Here is a 19,448-nt window from a genome sequence, read left to right on the forward strand (position 1 = left end):
CGGCGCCTGACCCACGACGCTAGACCCACGACGCCTGACGCACGGCGCGTGACCCTCCACGCATCCGATACTGGAAACCGAACCCCTCCGAGGAGGCCGCAGTGCTGGACATCGCCGAAGAACTGAACCGGTGGGTCGAGCAGGGACGTGACTTCGCCGTCGCCACCGTGGTGGCGGTCGGCGGGAGCGCGCCCCGGCAGCCCGGAGCCGCACTCGCCGTCGACGGCGAGGGCACGGCCATCGGCTCGGTTTCCGGCGGATGCGTGGAGGGCGCGGTGTACGAGCTGTGCCGGCAGGCGCTGGAGGACGGCGAGACCGTTCGGGAGCGCTTCGGCTACAGCGACGATGACGCCTTCGCCGTCGGGCTGACCTGCGGCGGGATCATCGACGTCCTCGTCACCCCGGTCCCCGTGGGATCTCCGGCTCGGGAGGGGTTCGCAGCCGCTCTGGCCGCGGCTGCGCGCGGCGAGGCCGCGGCGGTGGCCCGGATCGCGGAGGGGCCGGCCGATCTGTTGGGCCGCGCCGTACTCGTCCGGGGCGAGGGCGCCCACGAGGGCGGGTTCGGCGGTCACCCCGAGCTGGACCGCACCGTCGCGGAGGAGGCCCGCGCCATGCTCGACGCGGGGCGGACCGGGGTGCTGGAGATCGGCGCCGACGGCAGGCTCTGCGGAGAACCGCTCAAGGTACTGGTCGAGTCCAGCGTCCCACCGCCGCGGATGATCGTCTTCGGTGCGATCGACTTCGCCTCCGCCCTGGTGCGGATCGGCAAGTTCCTCGGCTACCACGTGACCTTGTGCGACGCGCGGCCGGTGTTCGCCACGAAGGACCGTTTCCCCGAAGCGGACGAGATCGTCGTCGCATGGCCGCACCGCTACCTCGAAGCCACCGAGGTGGACGGCCGGACCGTCCTGTGCGTGCTCACCCACGACGCCAAGTTCGACGTCCCGCTCCTCGAACTGGCCCTCAGGCTCCCCGTCGCCTACGTCGGCGCCATGGGCTCCCGCCGCACCCATGAGGACCGCAACGCGCGGCTCCGTGCGGTCGGCGTGACCGAGCTGGAGCTGGCCCGCCTGCGCTCCCCGATCGGCTTGGACCTCGGCGCCCGCTCTCCGGAGGAGACCGCGCTGTCCATCGCCGCCGAGATCGTCGCCAACCGGCGCGGCGGCTCCGGTGTCGCCCTCACCGGCGCGCACATCCCGATCCACCCCGACGGCTCGCACACGGTGATCGGCAGGATCGGCTCCGTCGCTTGAAGGGACGGCACGGTGCCGGTGCGGTAGTGGGGGGTGGTGGGGCGACGGTGAGGCCCTGGTGGAGCCGTGGTGGGGCGGTATCGGAGCGCAGCTCCGTGAGGGTTGCGTCCTTTCGCCGTACCCCCTATTTTACCGGCCGGTAACAGCGCCTTCCTGCAACGGAGTTGAGCGGATGTCCCGGACCGTACGCACCGCCCGCACTGCACGCACCGCCCGCACCCCCGTACGTACGCTCCTCGCCGTGTGCGCGGTGGCCACGGCCGCGCTCGCGGCGGGCCCCGCATCGGCCTCCGCCCCGGCTGCTGCCCCTGTCTCCGCCCCCGCGCCGGCCTCCGGCACGGGCCTGCGCGAGGTGTTGTTCGTCGGGAACAACTGGGAGGGCACCGCCGACGTGCTCGCCTCCACCGGGGACCTCGGCAAGATCGGCCGGATCAACGTGATCCCCGACAAGGAGGAGCGGCTCCGGGAGATCTACCTCAACCCGATCAAGCTCGGCTTCTTCCTGGGCGTGCGCAACACCGCCGGCGAGGGCCACGACCAGTTCGTGGACGACATGTACACCACCCCGGACGGCTCTGCCGTGGTCGCCTCCCGGCCCAGCTTCGCCGACGTCGTCTCGATCGACGTGCGGACCGGGCGGATCAACTGGCGCTTCCCCGTCGCAGGCTACCGCTCTGACCACATGGCGGTCTCGCCGGACGGCACCAGGGTCGCCGTCTCCGCCTCCACGGCCAACACGGTGCACGTCCTGGACATCGCCACCGGGCGGCAGGTCGGCTCCTTCTCCACCGGCGACAAACCGCACGAGAACACCTTCACCCACGACGGCCGCTACCTCTGGAACAGTTCCATCGGTGACGTGACCTCCGCCCTCGACGCGTCCTGGCTGGACTGGACGAAGGGCGACCGGAAGATCACCGTCGTCGACGCGCAGACCTTCCGCACGGTCCGCGTGATCGACATGCGCGAACGGCTGGACGCCTTCGGCCGCTCGGACCTGTCCGACGCCGTCCGACCGATGTCCTTCAGCCCCGACGAATCCAAGCTCTACTTCCAGGTGTCCTTCTTCAACGGGGTGGTGGAGTACGACGTCGCAACCGACCGGATCACCCGGATCAAGAACCTCCCGCAGAACCCGGCCACCAACGCGGACCGCACCACCTGGGTCAACGACTCCCGTCACCACGGCATGTCCATGAGCCCGGACGGCGCCAAGCTCTGCATCGCGGGCACCATGGACGACTACGCCACCGTCCTGGACCGGTCCACCCTCGCCGAAGGCCCGCTGGTGCCCGCCGACAAGCCGTACTGGGCCACGGTCGACGGGGACGGTACGGCCTGCGTGATCTCCGAGAGCGGCGCCGACCGGGTCACCGCCATCGACTTCGCCACCGGCACCAAGCGGGTCTCCGTCCCGGTCGGTGACCACCCCCAGCGGGTCCGGCTCGGCCACGTGCCCGCCGGCTGGGCCGGCCCTCAGTAGCAGCGCGGACGGCGCGGACGGCGCGGACCGGGGCCCAACCCCCAGCGGCAGCCGGGGTTGTGCCCGCCCGGCTGCGCCGTCCGCCCGCTCGGGCAGCGGCACATGACCGGCCCGGCCCGCTGCGCGGTCGCCGGGGACACGCGCCGTTCCCGGAGGGACACGCGCCCTGCCAGGCGCAGGCGCGGGAACTGGCCAGACCGGCAGATCCAGCCATTATGGGGTGGCCGGTCCTCGATGACCGATTAGTCTCCGGATCATGGTGGACATCCGTGACGTGCCCGAAGCCCACATCGACCGAGCCCTGGAGCTCGCGTACCTGGCCTTCCACGACCGCCCGGAGAAGGAGGGGCGCGAACGGCACCACACCCTCCTGCGCCACTGCGCGCGCCTCGGCGCCTACGACGGGGACGCGTTGGTCGGGTTCATGGCCGCGCATGACTTCCGCCTCTCGGTGCCCGGAGCCGATCTGCCCTGCCCCGGGCTCACCTTCGTCTGCGTCGCCCCCACCCACCGCCGGCGCGGCGTGCTCACCGCACTGATGGGCGAGCAGTTGCGGCGCACCGCGGACGCCGGCAGCCCGATCGCCGCCCTGTGGGCGTCCGAGTCCGCCATCTACGGCCGCTTCGGCTACGGTGCGGCAACCCAGGGCACCACGATCGAGATCGACTCCAGCCGGCCGTTGGCCCTGCGCATCGACCCCGACCCGCGCCCACTGCGGCTGGTCGACCCGCAGGACGCCCTCGCCGTGATCGGGCCGTACCACGAGGCGGCCCGCGCCGTGCGCTCCGGTCGCCCGACCCGTGACGCGGACCGCTGGAGCGAGTCATGGCTCAGCGAACAGGACGACACGGACGAGGAGTTGGGGCCGCCCCGAGTCATCGTCCTGGGGAACCGGGGCGAGCGGATCGCGGGATACGTGCTGTACCGCACCAAACACGAGAACGACGGCGGGCCCGCCCGCAGTCCTGGACTGGTTCGCGTCGACGAACTGGAGGCGGACACCCCCGCGGTCGCCGCCGCCCTGTGGAACTGCATGGCCGCCCTCGACCTCACCGGCAAGGTCTCCGCCTGGGGCCGTCCGCAGGACGACCCGCTGCTCCAGTTCGCCGCGGACCGCGACCAGGTCCGGGTCACCTCCCAGTTCCCGGCGCTCTGGCTGCGCCTGGTCGACGTACGGGCGGCGCTGACCCGGCGGTCCTGGGCCGCACCGGTGGAGGTGGTGCTGGAGGTGGCCGACGTACGACTGCCGGCGAACGCCGGGCGGTTCCGACTGAAGGCGGGGCCGGGCGGGGCGACGTACGAGCGCGCCGCGGCGGCAGCGGACCTGGAGCTGGACGTGCGGGACCTCGCGGCCTGCTACCTGGGCGGAACGCGGATCGCGGAGCTCGTCGCCGCAGGGCTGGCGGCGGAGCGCACGCCCGGTGCGGCGGCGGCACTGGACGCGGCCCTGCTCACCCCGCTGCTGCCGCACACCGCGGACGAGTTCTGAACCGTACGGACGGTGGCGGCGGGGGTGGGCGAGCAGCGCACGCCCCCGCCGCCCCTGCCGAGGGCGTCAGGCGGGCAGGGAGATCTGCGCCGCCGACATACCGAAGGAGGAGCTCCACACGCCGGTGGACAGCCCGTCGGGCAGCCGGTGGAGGTCCTCCTCGCGGTAACGCCGCACCTTCTGGTGCCAGTTGAGGATGCCGGCGAGCCAGTCCTGGAGCTCGCCGACGTACGCGTCGATCCCGGCCCGGGCCTTGTCCTCCAGCTTCCAGTCGTCGTAGAGCAGCGGGAGTTGCTCGGAGACGATGTGCTCGAACTCCTCGATGCGCTGGGTCATCAGCGCATGGCAGATGTGCAGTGCCTCCGGGTAGGCGATGTCGAAGAAGTTCCGGGTGACGAGGACGTAGTTGTGCACCTCGCCCTCGACCTCGACCTCCTTCTGGTACGAGAAGATGTCGTTGATCAGGCAGGCGGCGTCGGCAGCGGCGTTCTCCAGCGACCGGATGGTTCCCGAAGCGTAGATCTCCTCGGGGATGCCCCGCCCTGCCTGGCCGAGCCGGCACAGGTACATCGTGAGGTAAGAGCCGAAGGTGCGGCGGCGCATCTCGGCGTAGTCCACCGGGTCCGGGATGCGGTTCTGGATCTGGTTCTCCACCTCCCACAGCCAGCTCTCCAGCATGTCCACCAGCGTCGCCCGGAACTCCGCGCGGATTTCCGGCGCCATGCCCTCCGACGTACGCACCCACAGATCACCGAGAGCCCGCTCCATGGCGGTCACCGGCACCCCCTGCTCGGCGTGGTCGACCGGGACCATGGAGATCAGCCGGGCCGTGGTCGCCTTGGCCGCGGGCAGGTTCTTGGCCTGCGCGAAGACGACCGGGTAGTAGTCGTCGCCGTACGTTCCCCACGTCAGCCAGCACGCGTTGAGGAGCAGTTCCTCCGGCGCGGCGTCGGGGTCGATGCCCGCCGAGCACAGGGCGAAGTCGTAGCCGCGCAGCTTGGATTCGGACCAGATCGCGGAGCCGGGGTCGCCCGGCTGCGGGTCGAGCAGACCCATCGCCTTGGCCCAGGCCACCGATCCCTCGCGCGCGTGCGCGTGGTGCGGGCTGAGTGAGAGGGGGAACGGCATGTAGAGGTCCGGGATCACGGACGGGCCGGTGCGCTCGAAGGGGGTGTGGGTGAAGGACCGGCGGCGCAGCTCCAGCGCGCGCGGCGCCAGGATCGACCGGAGGTCCAGGGCCGTGGAGCCGAGCCCGCTCGGGAGGAAGGGCAGCGAGACGGGAGCGGTGGGGCGGGCCTCCTTGTTCATGTAGCGGCTGGAGACCATGTGCCACTCGTGGCCGCCGGACTGCCAGTCCTGTAGGCCCTTGGCGTAGGCGAGGACGGCCGCGATCTCGGCCGGATTCATGGCGTGGTCGGCGAAGAGCTGGGGGAGTTCGGCGAGGGCCGTCTGCTCGAACTGCTGGAGCCGGGAGGTGAGGAGGTCGTTGGAGGCCTCGGCGGCTTCCTGGGTGGTGCAGCCGAGGAAAGTCTCCAGCACCAGGATCGCGTTGGAGAGTTCGCCCTCGTCGGCGACCTCGCGCTGGTAGGAGAAGATGTCGTTCCTGATGTGCACGGCGTCGGAGAACGCGTCGCGCAGCACGCCGAGCGGTCGCGAGTGCGCGACCCGGGCCGGGACTTCGGCGGACACGTACTCGATCAGCCCGGCCGACCAGGGGGCCCCGCCCACCTTGCGGCGCATCTCGATGTATTCGAGGGGGTTCGCGATCCGCCCGATGTTGATGTTGGCGAGCTCCCACATCGACTCGTTGAGCAGGTTCTCGGTGCTCAAGGAGAACCGTTCCCGCCAGTCCATCGACATGGCCGGGACGGTCCGCCGCCACAGGTCGGCCAGCCCGGCCTCGACGGGGTTGGTGGCCTCGGGGAAGCCGTCGGCGAGGTCCATCGGCATGAAGGCCGCGAGCCCGTCGAGGTAGGCCTTGGCCCCCGCGCGGTCCTGGGAGCGCTTGTACATCTCCAGGAAGTGGTCGTCGAAGAAGAACACCCACACGTACCAGTCGGTCACCAGGTTCAGCGCGTCACTGTCACAGTCGGGGTGGGTGTACGCGCACAGCAGCGCGTAGTCGTGCGAGTCGAGGTCCTCCTCCTCCCAGACGCCGGACCCCTCCAACATCCCGAGGTCGCGGGCCCACTGCTTCGTGTGCGTCCTCGCGGCCTCCAGGTGGGGGTTCAGTCGTGCCGGATAGGGCACGTAGAAATCCGGCAGTTGAAACGGCTGTGTCACGGCGGGCTGGACCTTTCCGTCCGAGGGCGCGGGGGCCCTGGGCTGCGGCCCCCCGCACAGATCAGCAGGGCCCTACCCCTGTTGCCGTGGGGATAAGGGGCAGTTCACCGCTTCAGGTGACGCACCCGCCGTTCCCCGGCGCCGCGCCCCGACGGGGGATAGGGGACCCCTTGGGTGGGGAGCCGGTCGGTGAGCCGCAACCCGCGGACTTCCCGTACGGCCGATGGGGGATGTCCGGCCGGTGCCGCATAATCCCGCCATGAACATGACGCGCGGGCTGGTCGGCCTGGCCTTGCTGGCGGTGCCCCTGTGCGGCTGCTCGATGTTCCCGCCGTTCGCGACCTGCGGGGGAAGGGAAGGGGCGCTGACGGCCCTGGCGGGTCTGCCCGTCCTGTCCGCCCGCCCGGACGGCGCGACCGTACCGCCCGGCTTCGAGGCGGCCGACACGGGCTGCCTCGACGACAGCGGGGAGCCCTGGCTGTACGCGGGCCGGCTCTACGTGACCGCGCAGGGCCAGGACGCGGTGGTCCGCTTCTACCGCGAGGCGGCGCAGGCGGACGCCTGGCGAGAGCAGCCGCCCCCCTCGCCGGTCCCCGCGAAGGTGGCCGGATTGTGCTTCGAGCGGACCGACGCGGGGAAGTCCCGCACCCTCGACCTCCGCTTCCTGGGCCCCGACGAGGCCCGCGAGGTGTACGGGTACACCCCGGAGCCTTCCGCCCCGCCCCGCACGGTGTACTACCTGGAAGCCGACGCCCCGGCGGACGGCTCCAGCACCGCCTGCTTCCGCGGAGAGCACTGAGGACCACAGCGCCGGCGACGGGAAACCGGCGGCTGCTATTCCGCGTCGCCCTCCAGGTTGCCTTCCGTGTCCAGGTAGACCTGGCGGAGGGATTCGAGGATCTGGGGGTCCGGCTTCTCCCACATGCCGCGGGACTCGGCCTCCAGGAGGCGTTCCGCGATGCCGTGCAGGGCCCAGGGGTTGGCCTCCTCCAGGAAGGCACGGTTCTCCGGGTCCAGGACGTACGTCTCGGTCAGCTTGTCGTACATCCAGTCCGCGACCACACCCGTCGTGGCGTCGTAACCGAAGAGGTAGTCCACCGTCGCGGCCAGCTCGAAGGCGCCCTTGTAGCCGTGGCGGCGCATCGCCTCGATCCACTTGGGGTTGACCACGCGGGCGCGGAAGACGCGCGACGTCTCCTCGACCAAGGTGCGGGTCTTGACCGTCTCCGGGCGGGTGGAGTCGCCGATGTACGCCTCCGGGGCCGTGCCGCGCAGGGCGCGGACCGTGGCCACCATGCCGCCGTGGTACTGGAAGTAGTCGTCCGAGTCGGCGATGTCGTGCTCACGGGTGTCCGTGTTCTTCGCCGCCACCGTGATGCGCTTGTACGCCGTTTCCATTTCCGTGCGCGCCGGGCGGCCCTCCAGGCCGCGGCCGTACGCGTAGCCGCCCCACACCGTGTACACCTCCGCGAGGTCGGCGTCCGTACGCCAGTCGCGCGAGTCGATCAGCTGGAGGATGCCCGCGCCGTACGTACCCGGGCGCGAGCCGAAGATACGGGTGGTGGCGCGGCGCTCGTCACCGTGTTCGGCGAGGTCCGCCTGGGCGTGGGCCCGGACGAAGTTCTGGTCCGCGGGCTCGTCCAGCGACGCCGCCAGCCGGACCGCGTCGTCCAGCAGGCCGATCACGTGCGGGAACGCGTCCCGGAAGAAGCCCGAGATGCGGAGCGTCACGTCGATCCGGGGGCGGCCCAGTTCGGTGAGCGGGATTGCTTCGAGGCCCGTCACGCGGCGCGAGGCCTCGTCCCAGACCGGACGGACGCCCAGCAGCGAGAGGGCTTCGGCCACATCGTCGCCCGAGGTGCGCATCGCGCTGGTGCCCCAGAGGGACAGCCCGACGGAGGCGGGCCACTCGCCGTTGTCCGTGCGGTAGCGGGTGAGGAGCGACTCGGCCAGCGCCTGCCCGGTCTCCCAGGCGAGGCGGGAGGGGACGGCCTTCGGGTCCACCGAGTAGAAGTTGCGGCCGGTGGGGAGCACGTTGACGAGGCCGCGCAGCGGGGAGCCGGAGGGGCCGGCCGGGACGAACGCGCCGTCGAGCGCGCTCACCACGTGGGCGATCTCGTCGGTCGTGCCGGCCAGGCGCGGGACGACCTCGCGGGCCGCGAAGTCCAGCACGGCCGCCACGTCCGGGGCGTACCCGGCGGCGACCGAAACCACCGCCTCCGGGGCCCAGTTCGCGTCCTCCATCGCCCGTACCAGCGTGCGCGCCGTCTCCTCCGTCTCGTCGGCGGTGGTCCGGGTGGCCGCCGACTCGTCCAGTCCGAGCGCCTCGCGCAGGCCCGGCAGGGCCGTCGTGCCGCCCCAGATCTGGCGGGCGCGCAGGATGGCGAGGACCAGGTTGATCCGGGCCTCCCCGGTCGGGGCGCCGCCCAGGACGTGCAGGCCGTCGCGGATCTGCGCGTCCTTGACCTCGCACAGCCAGCCGTCGACGTGCAGCAGGAAGTCGTCGAAGCCGTCGTCGTCCGGGCGTTCCGCCAGCCCCAGGTCGTGGTCGAGCTTGGCCGCCTGGATCAGTGTCCAGATCTGCGCGCGGATGGCCGGCAGCTTGGCCGGGTCCATGGCGCTGATCTGGGCGTACTCGTCGAGGTGCTGCTCCAGGCGGGCGATGTCGCCGTACGACTCGGCGCGTGCCATCGGCGGCACCAGGTGGTCGACCAGGGTGGCGTGCACGCGGCGCTTGGCCTGGGTGCCCTCGCCCGGGTCGTTGACCAGGAACGGGTAGATGAGGGGCAGGTCGCCGAGCGCGGCGTCCGGGGCGCAGGCCGCCGAGAGACCGGCGTTCTTGCCCGGCAGCCACTCCAGGTTGCCGTGCTTGCCCAGGTGGATCATCGCGTCGGCGCCGAAGCCGCCGTCCTCCGCGCGGGCCTGGATCCAGCGGTACGCGGCCAGGTAGTGGTGCGAGGGCGGGAGGTCCGGGTCGTGGTAGATCGCGATCGGGTTCTCGCCGAAGCCGCGCGGCGGCTGGATCAGGATGAGGAGGTTCCCGCGGCGCAGGGCCGCGAGGACGATGTCACCGTCGGGGTTGGCCGAGCGGTCCACGAACATGTTGCCCGGTGCCTCGCCCCAGTGCTGCTCGACGCTCTCGCGCAGCTCGGCCGGCAGCTCGGCGTACCACCGCTTGTAGTCGGCGGCCGGGATGCGGACCGGGTTGCGGGCCAGCTGCTCCTCGGTCAGCCAGTCCTGGTCGTGGCCGCCGGCCTCGATCAGGGCGCGGATCAACTCGTCGCCGTCACCGGACACCAGGCCCGGGATCTCCTCGACGGGACCGAAGTCGTAGCCGCCCGCGATGAGGGTGCGCAGCAGCTCCACGGCGCTGGCCGGGGTGTCGAGACCGACCGCGTTGCCGATGCGGGAGTGCTTGGTGGGGTAGGCGGACAGGACGAGCGCGACCTTCTTGTCGCGGCGCTCGATGTGCCGCAGCCGGGCGTGGCGCACTGCGATCCCGGCGACCCGGGCGGCCCGTTCGGGGTCGGCCACGTACGCCGGCAGGCCGTCCTCGTCGAACTCCTTGAAGGAGAACGGGACGGTGATCAGCCGGCCGTCGAACTCGGGCACGGCGACCTGGGTCGCGGCGTCGAGCGGCGACAGGCCCTCGTCGTTCTCCTCCCAGGCGCTGCGCGAGCCGGTCAGGCACAGTGCCTGGAGGATCGGGACACCGAGCGAAGCGAGCGCGCCCGCGTCCCAGGACTCGTCCTCACCGCCGGCCGAAGCGGTCGCGGGACGGGTGCCGCCGGCCGCGAGGACGGTGGTGATGACGGCGTCGACGCCCTCCAGCGCGCTCAGCAGCTCCGGTTCCGGGGTGCGCAGGGAGGACACGTACAGCGGGACGGGCGTGCCGCCCGTCTCCACGATCGCGTCGCACAGGGCGTGCACGAAGGCGGTGTTGCCGCTCATCTGGTGGGCGCGGTAGTAGAGCACGGCGATGCGCGGGCCGTACGGGCGCACCGGAGTGCGCTCCAGCGGACCCCAGGTGGGCGCTGCGGCGGGCGGCTCGAAGCCGTGGCCGGTGAGTAGCACGGTGTCCGAGAGGAACCGGGCCAGCTGGTCGAGGTTGCCGGGGCCGCCGTGCGCGAGGTAGGCGTGCGCCTCGGCCGCGATGCCGATCGGGACCGTGGAGGCCTCCATCAGCTGGGCGTCCGGAGCCTGTTCGCCGGTGAGGACGACCACCGGGCGGGTCTGGTCGGGGGCCAGGAGCAGGTCGAGGCCGTCCTGCCAGGCGCGCAGGCCGCCGAGGAGGCGTACGACGACCAGGTCGACGCCGTCGAGCAGTCCGGGGAGGTCGTCGAGGGGAAGGCGGGAGGGGTTCGCGAACCGGTACGGCACGGGGCCGTCCGCGGCGGCGCGGGCGCTGAGCAGATCGGTGTCGGACGTCGACAGCAGCAGGATCATGCGGCGGCAGGCCTTCCTCGGGGTTTCCGCGCCCCGGGCAGTGAGGACGGCGGGAGTTCCTGACTCACCCGGCGGATTGCTCTGCGGGGTTCACAGTGGCGGGACCGCGCCGGAATCGCACCGGGCTTCCTCCCATGTCGCCGTCCTCGGCGATGGCGGGGCCGTGTGGCTCCGCCGGTGGTCATCTTAGGTGGCGCCGCCCCTGGCCGGGAGTGGGGGTGGGCGGAGCGCGGGCCCACTGCGCGGGCGCACCCCGAGCCCCGCGCCGGCCCCTCGCGCCGGTCGCGCGCCCGCACCCCGCCGTGGTGGGGGTGTTGTGCGGGCGGGGCCCGGGTTCGGCGGTGGGGCGTCGGGGCGGCGCGCGCTCGCGTTGCTGGTCGGTTTGTTGGCCGGGTGAGCCCGGGGTCCGGTGGTGGGGGGCGTTGTTCGGGCGGGGCCCGTGCCTCGGCCAGCAGTTGCGCGGGGTGTGGGCCGTGGCGCGGCGCGGTAGAGGTGCCCGCAGGAGCGGGCGGCCGGGTCGGGCGGGGCTCGCGGGGAGTATCCGGCCAGGTCGGGCCCGAAGAGGCGGGGTGGTGACGGCCACAGGTCGGGGCGCCGCAATCGTGGGTATGCTCGCCGCCATGCCGCCCCAGTCCCCTTCCGCCGCAGCGCGGGACGAACCCGTCATACGCGACCGCGGTGACGCCTGCCCCGGTGCGCTGCGGTTGCACGCGGCCGACGACGGTTTCCTGGCCCGGGTCCGGATACCCGCAGGGATGCTCGACGGGCACGCGGCCCACCTGCTGGCCGATGCCGCCGACCGGCTCGGCGACGGGCACATCGACCTCACCTCGCGCGGCAATGCGCAACTGCGCGGACTGGGCGCAAGCTGCGGCGGCGAGCTGCAAGCCGTGCTCGTCCGTGCCGGACTGCTGCCCGCGCCCACCCACGAGCGCGTCCGCAACATCGTCGCCTCGCCGCTGACCGGACTGGACCGGCGGGCGCTGCCCGACGTGGCGCCCTGGGTCGCGGAACTCGACCGGCTGTTGTGCGCGAGCGAGCCCGCGGCCGGGCTGTCCGGACGCTTCCTGTTCGCCCTCGATGACGGGCGCGGCGACGTGACCTCCCTCGCGGCGGACGTGAACCTCGTCGCCCGGGATGCCGACCGGGCCCTGCTGTGGACCGGTGACCCGGCGGACGCGGTCCTCGTGGCCGCGACCGACGGACCCCGCGCCGCCCTCACGGCCGCCGCCCAGTTCCTCGACGCGGTCCGGGAAGCCGGCACCCGGGCCTGGCGGGTCGCCGAGCTGCCCCCCGAACACGTCCCGGATTCCGCGGGGTTGGTGGCCCGGCTGGCCGCTTCCGGCATCGAGGCCGTCGTCGTACGGGGCTTCGCGTCCCCCCGCAGCCACGCGCCCGAGCCGGGCGTGGTCGAGGGCCCCGACGGGACCGCCGCGCTGTCCGTACTCGCCCCGCTGGGCCGCCTGACCACCGTGCAGTGGCGCCGGCTGGCCGGTGTCACGGGCCGGCTGCGCCTGACGCCCTGGCGCGGGATCGTCGTCCCCGGCCTGGCCGCGCACGCCGCCGAGCGGGCCCTCGCCGACCTGGCGGACGCCGGCCTGGTCACCACCCCCGACGATCCGTGGCGGTCCGTCAGCGCCTGTACCGGGCGCCCCGGTTGCGCCAAGTCCCTCGCGGACGTGCGCGCCGACGCCCGCACCGTCGCGGCGCACGCGACCGGGCCGCTGCCCGTGCACTGGTCCGGGTGCGAACGGCGGTGCGGACACCCGCGCGGCACCGCGTGGGTGGATGTGGTCGCCACCGGCGCGGGGTACGACCTCGGCGCCGCGGGCGGCTCCCCGCGCCGCGGGGTGCAGACTTCCGAACTTCCCGCGGCCCTTGTGGACGCACGCCGCACCACCTCCCACGACGCAGCGAAGAAATGAGCGAGTACACGGTGTTTGAGTACGAGAAGGACGGCGCGGCGATCTACCGCCAGTCCTTTGCCACGATCCGCGCCGAGGCGGACCTCTCCGGGCTGCCCGCCTCCGTCGCCCAGGTCGCGGTGCGCATGATTCACGCCTGCGGAATGACCGACCTGCCCCAGGACCTCGGCTACACCCCGGACGTCGTACTGCGGGCGCGCGCCGCCCTGCACGCCGGCGCGCCGATCCTGTGCGACGTACAGATGGTCGCCAGCGGTGTCACCCGCAAGCGGCTGCCCGCCGACAACGAGGTGGTCTGCACCCTCTCCGACCCGGCCGTACCCGCCCTCGCCGCGAAGATGGGCACCACGCGCAGCGCCGCCGCCCTCGAAGTGTGGCGGGACCGGGGCCTGTTGGAGGGTTCCGTGATCGCCGTCGGCAACGCGCCGACCGCGCTCTTCCGGCTGCTCGAAATGATCGAGGAGGGCGCCCCGCGCCCGGCCGCCGTCATCGGCGTCCCCGTCGGCTTCATCGGCGCGGCCGAGTCCAAGGACGCGCTCGCCGCGCACCCCTCCGGGCTCGACCACCTGATCGTGCGCGGCCGGCGCGGTGGCAGCGCCATCGCCGCCGCCGCCGTCAACGCGATCGCGAGCGAGGAAGAATGAGCACCACGCAAGCAGCCAAGGGCCGTCTGTACGGCGTCGGGCTCGGGCCCGGCGACCCCTCCCTGATGACCCTGCGCGCCGTCGAGGTGATCGGTGAGGCGCACGTCGTCGCGTACCACAGCGCCCGCCACGGTCGCTCCATCGCCCGCTCCATCGCCGCCGGGCACCTGCGCGCGGACCACATCGAGGAGCCGTTGGTCTACCCGGTCACCACCGAGACCACCGACCACCCCGGGGGCTACCAGGGGGCGATGGAGGAGTTCTACGAGGCGTCCGCCGCCCGACTGGCCGCGCACCTGGACGCCGGTCGGACCGTCGCGGTGCTCGCCGAGGGCGACCCGCTCTTCTACGGCTCGTACATGCACATGCACAAGCGGCTCGCCGACCGCTACGAGGCCGAGGTGATCCCCGGTGTGACCTCGGTGAGCGCCGCCGCCGCCCGGCTCGGCACCCCGCTCGTCGAGGGCGAGGAGGTGCTGACGATCCTGCCCGGCACCCTGCCGGAGGAGGAGCTGACCGCACGCCTCGCCGCCACCGACTCCGCCGTCGTGATGAAACTCGGCCGTACCTTCCCCGCCGTGCGGCGGGCCATGGAGGACAGCGGCCGGCTCGCCGAGGCGCGCTACGTCGAGCGCGCCACCATGGAGGGGGAGCGCACCGGCGTCCTCGCGGACACCGACCCCGAGTCCGTCCCGTACTTCGCCGTCGCCGTCGTACCCAGCCGGATCGGCAATCCGGGCAGCGTGCCGTCCGGGCCCGGCGAGGTCGCCGTGGTCGGCACCGGGCCGGCCGGACCGCTGTGGCTCACCGCCGAGACCCGGCGGGCGTTGGCCGACGCCGAGGTGCTCGTCGGGTACACCACGTACCTGGACCGCGTACCCGTGAAGCCGGGTCAGGTACGGCACGGCTCCGACAACAAGGTCGAGTCGGAGCGCGCCGAGTTCGCGCTCGACCTCGCCCGCCGCGGCAAGCGGGTGGCCGTGGTCTCCGGCGGCGACCCGGGCGTCTTCGCCATGGCCACCGCCGTCCTGGAGGTCGCCGCGCAGCCGGAGTACAAGGACGTTCCCGTACGGGTCCTGCCGGGCGTGACCGCCGCCAACGCGGCGGCCGCCGCGGCCGGCGCCCCGCTCGGCCACGACTACGCCACGATCTCGCTGTCGGACCGGCTCAAGCCGTGGGAGGTCATCGCGGAGCGGCTGCGCGCCGCGGCGGCGGCGGACCTGGTGCTCGCGCTGTACAACCCGGGCTCGCGCAGCCGGACCTGGCAGGTCGCCCAGGCCCGGGAGCTGCTGCTGGAACTGCGTTCCCCGCAGACCCCGGTGGTCGTCGCGCGGGACGTGGGCGGCCCGCAGCAGTCGGTGCGCATCCTCACGCTCGGCGAACTGGAGCCGGCCGAGGTGGACATGCGCACGATCCTGCTGATCGGGTCCTCGCAGACCCAGGTCACGGAGCGGCCCGACGGGTCGAGGGTCACCTGGACCCCGCGGCGGTACCCGTGACCGGGTGAGGAAGTGACGGGAGGCCCGGGGTGCAGCGCCACCGCCCCGGGCCTTCGCGTGCTGTGGCCGATCGTGCGTCGGAGCGTGTGGCCGTCCTGTGCCGGGGCGTACGGGAGCGCATCCGGGCGTACGGCAGCGCACGGGGCGGGGAGCGGGCGCGAGCAGGGCGGTGAAGCCGGCCGTTCAGGGCCGTGCAGGCCGCCGTCGTCTTCGGGCACGACGGCGTACCGTGTGCTCAGCCGTGCAGCAGCCAGTGTCGGACGGCCTCGACAGAGGCGGTCTCCCGTACGCCGTGCGGAACCGGGGGGCGGCGGACGACGACCACCGGGATGGCGGCCCCGCGGGCAGCGGTGAGCTTGGGGGCGGTGGCGGAGCCTCCGCTGTCCTTGGTGACCAGGACGTCGATCCGGTGCCGGGCCAGCAGCTCCCGCTCGTCGTCCAGACCGAACGGGCCGCGGGCGAGCAGGACTTCGAGGCGCGGCGGCACCGGCGGCTGCGGAGGGTCCACCGACCGCACCAGGAACCAGGTATCGGCCAGGTGTGCGAACGCGTGCAGGCCCGTCCGGCCGGTGGTCAGGAAGGCCCGGCTGCCGAGCTCCGGCAGCACCGTGGCCGCCCCGGCGAGGGAGTCGACGAAATGCCAGTCGTCCCCGGGGCCGGGGCTCCACCCGGGGCGGCGCAGCGCGATCAGCGGGACCCCCGCGAGCGCCGCCGCCTCGGCCGCGTTGAAGCTCATCCGCTCCGCGAACGGGTGTGTGGCGTCGACCAGGTGGGTCACCCGGTGGGCGGCGATCCAGGCCGCCAGGCCCGCCGGGCCGCCGAAACCGCCGATCCGCGTCTCGCCCGGCGGCAGCACCGGTGCCGAGACGCGCCCGGCGAGCGAGGTCGTCACCCGCAGGGGGGCGTGCGTCGCCGTAGCGGAGCCCGGCTCGACTTCCGGCACGGGGTTCGGGGCGGTGCCCCGGTCGGTGCCGGCACCGACCTCCGTCCCCGCGACGGCCAGCGCGCCGGCGAGGCGGCGGGCCTCCGTCGTGCCGCCCAGGATCAGGACGTGGGCGGCGGCTGCGCAGCTCGGATCAGCAGACATGCCGGTCGCGCTCGGGCGAGTACAGGTGGCTGTCGCGGAACTGCTCGGCACCGAGCGTGCGGCCGACCACGATGACCGCGGTGCGGACCAGGCCCGCCGCCTTCACCTGGGCGGCGATGTCCGACAGCGTGCCGCGCAGGATCAGCTCGTCGGGGCGGCTGGCCATCGCCACCACCGCGACCGGGCACTCGGCCCCGTAGTGCGGCAGCAGTTCGTCGACGACCCGGTCCACGTAGCGGGTGGCCAGGTGCAGGACCAGCAGCGCGCCGCTGCGGCCCAGGGTGTCCAGGTCCTCGCCCGGCGGCATCGGGGTGGCCTGCTGGGCGATGCGGGTGAGGATCACGGTCTGGCCGACGGTGGGGACCGTCAGTTCCCGCTTCAGCGCAGCCGCCGCCGCAGCGAACGCCGGTACGCCCGGGACCACTTCGTACGGGATGCCGGCCGCGTCGAGCCGCCGCATCTGCTCCGCGACCGCGCTGAAGATGGACGGGTCGCCGGAGTGGAGCCGCGCCACGTCCTGGCCCGCGGCGTGGGCCCGTACGCACTCGGCGACGATCTCGTCCAGGTTGAGTTGGGAGGTGTCGACCAGCCGGGCGTTCGGCGGGCACTCGGCCAGCAGTTCGCGCGGCACCAAGCTGCCCGCGTACAGGCAGACCGGGGCGGCGGCCAGCGTCCGGGCACCGCGCACCGTGATCAGGTCGGCGGCGCCGGGGCCCGCACCGATGAAGTACACGGTCATGTCGTCTGATCCTTCTCGTTCTCTACGGTCGCTCGGGCGGCCGGGACTTCCGGGACTTCTGGGACTTCCGGGGCGTCCGGGACACCTGCGGTCTGGGTGGTGACGGTGCTGTCTTCGGCGTCGCGGATCGGCTGCGGCCAGGGCTTGGTCACGGACCACTGGGTGACCGCCATCGCCTGCCGCCAGCCCGTGAACCCGCCGACCGGTACCGCGTGCGCGACGGAGAGCTTGACCAGATCGCCGCCGTGGCACCGGTAGCGTTCGGTGAGGACCGCCTCCGACTCCAGGGTCACGGTGTTGACCACCAGCCGGCCGCCCGGGGCCAGGGCCGCCCAGGCCGCGTCCAGCAGGCCCGGCGCGGTCAGTCCGCCCCCGATGAACACCGCGTCGGGGGCCGGGAGTCCGGTGAGGGCCCCGGGCGCGGCGCCGGTGACCACGCGCAGGCCCGGTACGCCGAGCGCCGACGCGTTGCGGGTGATGCGGTCGGCCCGCTCCGGGACACGCTCCACGGCCACCGCCCGGCAGGAGGGGTGCGTGCGCATCCACTCGATGCCGATGGAGCCGGAGCCGCCGCCGATGTCCCACAACAGCTCCCCGGGGGCCGGGGCGAGGGCGCACAGGGTCGCGGCCCGGACATGGCGCTTGGTGAGCTGGCCGTCGTGCTCGTAGGCGGTGTCGGGCAGGCCGGGGGTGGCGCCGAGCCGCGGAACGTCGGCGGCAGGGTCCCGGCGGCAGTCCACGGCCACCACGTTGAGGGGGTCGCCCGGCGCATGGTCCCAGCCGTCGGCCCGGCCCTCGTACGTGTCCTCGCGCTCGGAGCCGAGTTGCTCCAGCACCCGCATCCGGCTCGGGCCGAAGCCCCGCTCGCGGAGCAGCGCGGCGATCTCGTTCGGGGACGCCGCTCCGGCGCTGAGCACCAGCACCCGCCGCCCCTCGTACAGTGCGGCCGCGAGCCGGGCCACCGGCCGGCCGACCACGGTGACCACCTCGGTCTCCTCCACCGGCCAGCCGAGGCGGGCGCAGGCGTAGGACACCGAGGAGGGGTGCGGGTGGACCCGTAGGGCGTCCGGCCCCAGTTCCTGCGAGAGGGCCCGGCCGATCCCGTAGAACATGGGGTCGCCGCTGGCCAGCACCGCGATCCGGCGTCCCGCGTGCTCCGCCATCAGCTTCGGCACGGCCGGGCGTAGCGGGGTCGGCCACGCCACCCGTTCACCGGCGCAGTCCCGGGCGGGCAGCAGGTCCAGCTGGCGGGGACCGCCGATCAGCACCTCGGCCCCGGTCAGCGCGGAGCGCGCGGCGGCGGTGAGCCCGGCCCAGCCGTCGGCGCCGAGGCCGACGACCGAGACGGGCATGGGGGGCGGTGCGGAGCTCACTGCGCGGTACCTCGGGAACGGGAAGGGGGAAGCGGGTGGACCGCAGCCTACTGGCCGGGGTACCGGACCCCGGCTGCACCCCCGAACAGGCGGCGGGCTACCCTCGGTAACCCATCGTCGCGAGGGAGCTCACATGCCTGGCTGGAACGCCGAGAACGTCCCCGACCAGAGCGGCCGGACCGCCGTCGTCACCGGCGCCAACAGCGGTATCGGCTACGTGGCCGCCCGGGAGCTCGCGCGGCGCGGTGCGGACGTGGTGCTGGCCTGCCGCAGTGCGGCGCGCGGCCGGGCCGCCTTGCTGCGGTTGCGCGCGGAAGTCCCGCGCGCAGAAGTGGACTTCATGCCGCTGGACCTGGCCGACCTCGGCTCCGTGCGGGAGTTCGCGCAGGCCTACGGGCAGCGCCACCGCTCGCTCGACCTGTTGGTCAACAACGCGGGTGTGATGGCCCTGCCGTACGGACGGACGGCCGACGGGTTCGAGATGCAGTTCGGGGTCAACCACCTCGGCCACTTCGCGCTGACCGGACTGCTCATGCCGCAGCTGCTGGCGGCGGCCCCCGGGGCCCGGATCGTCACCGTCTCCAGCGGGTTCCACGCACTCGGTGACGTCGACCACGACGACCTCAACAGCGAGCAGGGCTACCGGCGCTGGATCGCGTACGGCCGGTCCAAGACCGCCAACCTGCTCTTCACCCACGAACTCGCCCGACGCCTGCGGGCCGCCGGCTCCACGGTCGTCGCAGCCGCCGCGCACCCGGGGTACGCCTCCACCAACCTGCACGCCGGGGGTGCGCACGTGGAGGGCCTGCGGCCCATGGCGCGGCTGCTGGCCCTCGGGAACGCGGTCATCGCCCAGTCCGCCGCGTCCGGTGCGCTGCCCACCCTGTACGCGGCCACCGGGCCCGGGGTGCGACCCGATGCGTTCTTCGGGCCGCGGCTCGGCTGGCGCGGGGCACCCGTCGGCTCCTGGCGGGCGAAGTGGACGCTGGACGACGCCTCCGGCGAACGGCTGTGGGCGGCCTCGGAAGAGTTGACCTCCGTCTCCTACCCGAAGGGTTCTTGACGGTCCGTCCACCCGTAGGCCTCCGACGGCCGGTGCGTGCTCCCGGGCCGGGTCCGCCGAAGAGTCGCATACCGCCCCCAATCTGACGTTACCAAGGGTAAAGTTGAGAGAGAACTTCCCAAAGTGATCAACTCGTCTCCTATAGTTGTCATTCGTTGCCGCAG

Annotated in this window: 13 protein-coding genes and 1 riboswitch; of the genes, 8 read left to right on the top strand and 5 right to left on the bottom strand. The window is 73.3% G+C overall.

The window, feature by feature from the left end; all coding sequences use genetic code 11:
* Positions 1-101 precede the first annotated feature (101 nt).
* The 3 genes from ABZZ20_RS07205 (at position 102) to ABZZ20_RS07215 (ending at position 4,225) form a co-directional block, all read left to right on the top strand.
* Positions 102-1,253, top strand: a complete 1,152-nt coding sequence (locus ABZZ20_RS07205; protein WP_356867662.1) for an XdhC/CoxI family protein — start codon at positions 102-104, stop codon at positions 1,251-1,253.
* Between the two features lie 172 nt (positions 1,254-1,425).
* Complete coding sequence (locus tag ABZZ20_RS07210; protein ID WP_356867664.1) at positions 1,426-2,736, top strand: YncE family protein; 1,311 nt, start codon at positions 1,426-1,428, stop codon at positions 2,734-2,736.
* 256 nt (positions 2,737-2,992) lie between these two features.
* Positions 2,993-4,225: a GNAT family N-acetyltransferase gene (locus ABZZ20_RS07215; protein ID WP_356867666.1), complete on the top strand. Its 1,233-nt coding sequence runs from the start codon at positions 2,993-2,995 to the stop codon at positions 4,223-4,225.
* Positions 4,226-4,291: 66 nt separating this feature from the next.
* On the opposite strand, the gene ABZZ20_RS07220 is transcribed toward ABZZ20_RS07215, so the two are convergent.
* Positions 4,292-6,508, bottom strand: a complete 2,217-nt coding sequence (locus tag ABZZ20_RS07220; RefSeq protein ID WP_356867668.1) for a germacradienol/geosmin synthase — start codon at positions 6,506-6,508, stop codon at positions 4,292-4,294.
* A 259-nt stretch (positions 6,509-6,767) separates the two neighbouring features.
* On the opposite strand from ABZZ20_RS07220, the gene ABZZ20_RS07225 reads away from it, so the two are divergent.
* Entirely contained in the window at positions 6,768-7,307 is a 540-nt protein-coding gene (locus ABZZ20_RS07225) for a hypothetical protein (RefSeq protein ID WP_356867670.1), read from the top strand.
* A 35-nt stretch (positions 7,308-7,342) separates the two neighbouring features.
* On the opposite strand, the gene cobN is transcribed toward ABZZ20_RS07225, so the two are convergent.
* Complete coding sequence (gene cobN / locus ABZZ20_RS07230; protein ID WP_356867672.1) at positions 7,343-10,954, bottom strand: cobaltochelatase subunit CobN; 3,612 nt, start codon at positions 10,952-10,954, stop codon at positions 7,343-7,345.
* A gap of 46 nt (positions 10,955-11,000) precedes the next feature.
* A riboswitch (cobalamin riboswitch) is annotated at positions 11,001-11,119 on the bottom strand.
* Positions 11,120-11,574: 455 nt separating this feature from the next.
* On the opposite strand from cobN, the gene cobG reads away from it, so the two are divergent.
* Genes cobG through ABZZ20_RS07245 form a run of 3 tightly spaced genes read left to right on the top strand, consistent with a single transcriptional unit; the run spans position 11,575 to position 15,022 of the window.
* Entirely contained in the window at positions 11,575-12,879 is a 1,305-nt protein-coding gene (cobG, locus tag ABZZ20_RS07235; RefSeq protein WP_356867674.1) for a precorrin-3B synthase, read from the top strand.
* On the top strand, positions 12,876-13,523 hold the full coding sequence (locus ABZZ20_RS07240; protein ID WP_356867676.1) for a precorrin-8X methylmutase: 648 nt from the start codon (positions 12,876-12,878) through the stop codon (positions 13,521-13,523). Before cobG ends, ABZZ20_RS07240 begins: the two co-directional genes overlap by 4 nt.
* Positions 13,520-15,022, top strand: coding sequence for a precorrin-2 C(20)-methyltransferase (locus ABZZ20_RS07245; protein WP_356867678.1), 1,503 nt, complete (start codon positions 13,520-13,522; stop codon positions 15,020-15,022). Before ABZZ20_RS07240 ends, ABZZ20_RS07245 begins: the two co-directional genes overlap by 4 nt.
* Positions 15,023-15,257: 235 nt before the next feature.
* Here the strand turns inward: ABZZ20_RS07245 and ABZZ20_RS07250 are convergent, their stop codons facing one another.
* The 3 genes from ABZZ20_RS07250 to cbiE are packed head-to-tail and all read right to left on the bottom strand — an operon-like array spanning position 15,258 to position 18,200.
* A complete protein-coding gene (locus tag ABZZ20_RS07250) occupies positions 15,258-16,109 on the bottom strand; it encodes a cobalt-precorrin-6A reductase (protein ID WP_356867680.1) in 852 nt (283 codons plus the stop codon).
* The gene (gene cobM, locus ABZZ20_RS07255) at positions 16,099-16,848 is read right to left on the bottom strand and encodes a precorrin-4 C(11)-methyltransferase (RefSeq protein ID WP_356867682.1); all 750 of its coding nucleotides are present in this window, start codon (positions 16,846-16,848) and stop codon (positions 16,099-16,101) included. The genes ABZZ20_RS07250 and cobM overlap by 11 nt, the downstream gene beginning before the upstream one ends.
* Complete coding sequence (cbiE, locus tag ABZZ20_RS07260) at positions 16,845-18,200, bottom strand: precorrin-6y C5,15-methyltransferase (decarboxylating) subunit CbiE (protein ID WP_356867984.1); 1,356 nt, start codon at positions 18,198-18,200, stop codon at positions 16,845-16,847. The genes cobM and cbiE overlap by 4 nt, the downstream gene beginning before the upstream one ends.
* A 154-nt stretch (positions 18,201-18,354) precedes the next feature.
* Here cbiE and ABZZ20_RS07265 point away from each other — a divergent pair, with 154 nt between their 5' ends.
* Entirely contained in the window at positions 18,355-19,284 is a 930-nt protein-coding gene (locus ABZZ20_RS07265; RefSeq protein WP_356867684.1) for an oxidoreductase, read from the top strand.
* Positions 19,285-19,448 lie beyond the last annotated feature (164 nt).

The organism is Streptomyces sp. NPDC006430 (assembly GCF_040612395.1).
GTDB lineage: Bacteria > Actinomycetota > Actinomycetes > Streptomycetales > Streptomycetaceae > Streptomyces.

Coding starts and splice junctions, on each gene's coding strand:
- ABZZ20_RS07210 (WP_356867664.1), top strand. CDS start 1,426: ATGTCCCGGACCGTACGCACCGCCCGCACTGCACGCACCGCCCGCACC.
- ABZZ20_RS07215 (WP_356867666.1), top strand. CDS start 2,993: ATGGTGGACATCCGTGACGTGCCCGAAGCCCACATCGACCGAGCCCTG.
- ABZZ20_RS07225 (WP_356867670.1), top strand. CDS start 6,768: ATGAACATGACGCGCGGGCTGGTCGGCCTGGCCTTGCTGGCGGTGCCC.
- cobN (WP_356867672.1), bottom strand. CDS start 10,954: ATGATCCTGCTGCTGTCGACGTCCGACACCGATCTGCTCAGCGCCCGC.
- cobG (WP_356867674.1), top strand. CDS start 11,575: ATGCCGCCCCAGTCCCCTTCCGCCGCAGCGCGGGACGAACCCGTCATA.
- ABZZ20_RS07240 (WP_356867676.1), top strand. CDS start 12,876: ATGAGCGAGTACACGGTGTTTGAGTACGAGAAGGACGGCGCGGCGATC.
- ABZZ20_RS07245 (WP_356867678.1), top strand. CDS start 13,520: ATGAGCACCACGCAAGCAGCCAAGGGCCGTCTGTACGGCGTCGGGCTC.
- ABZZ20_RS07250 (WP_356867680.1), bottom strand. CDS start 16,109: ATGTCTGCTGATCCGAGCTGCGCAGCCGCCGCCCACGTCCTGATCCTG.
- cobM (WP_356867682.1), bottom strand. CDS start 16,848: ATGACCGTGTACTTCATCGGTGCGGGCCCCGGCGCCGCCGACCTGATC.
- cbiE (WP_356867984.1), bottom strand. CDS start 18,200: ATGCCCGTCTCGGTCGTCGGCCTCGGCGCCGACGGCTGGGCCGGGCTC.
- ABZZ20_RS07265 (WP_356867684.1), top strand. CDS start 18,355: ATGCCTGGCTGGAACGCCGAGAACGTCCCCGACCAGAGCGGCCGGACC.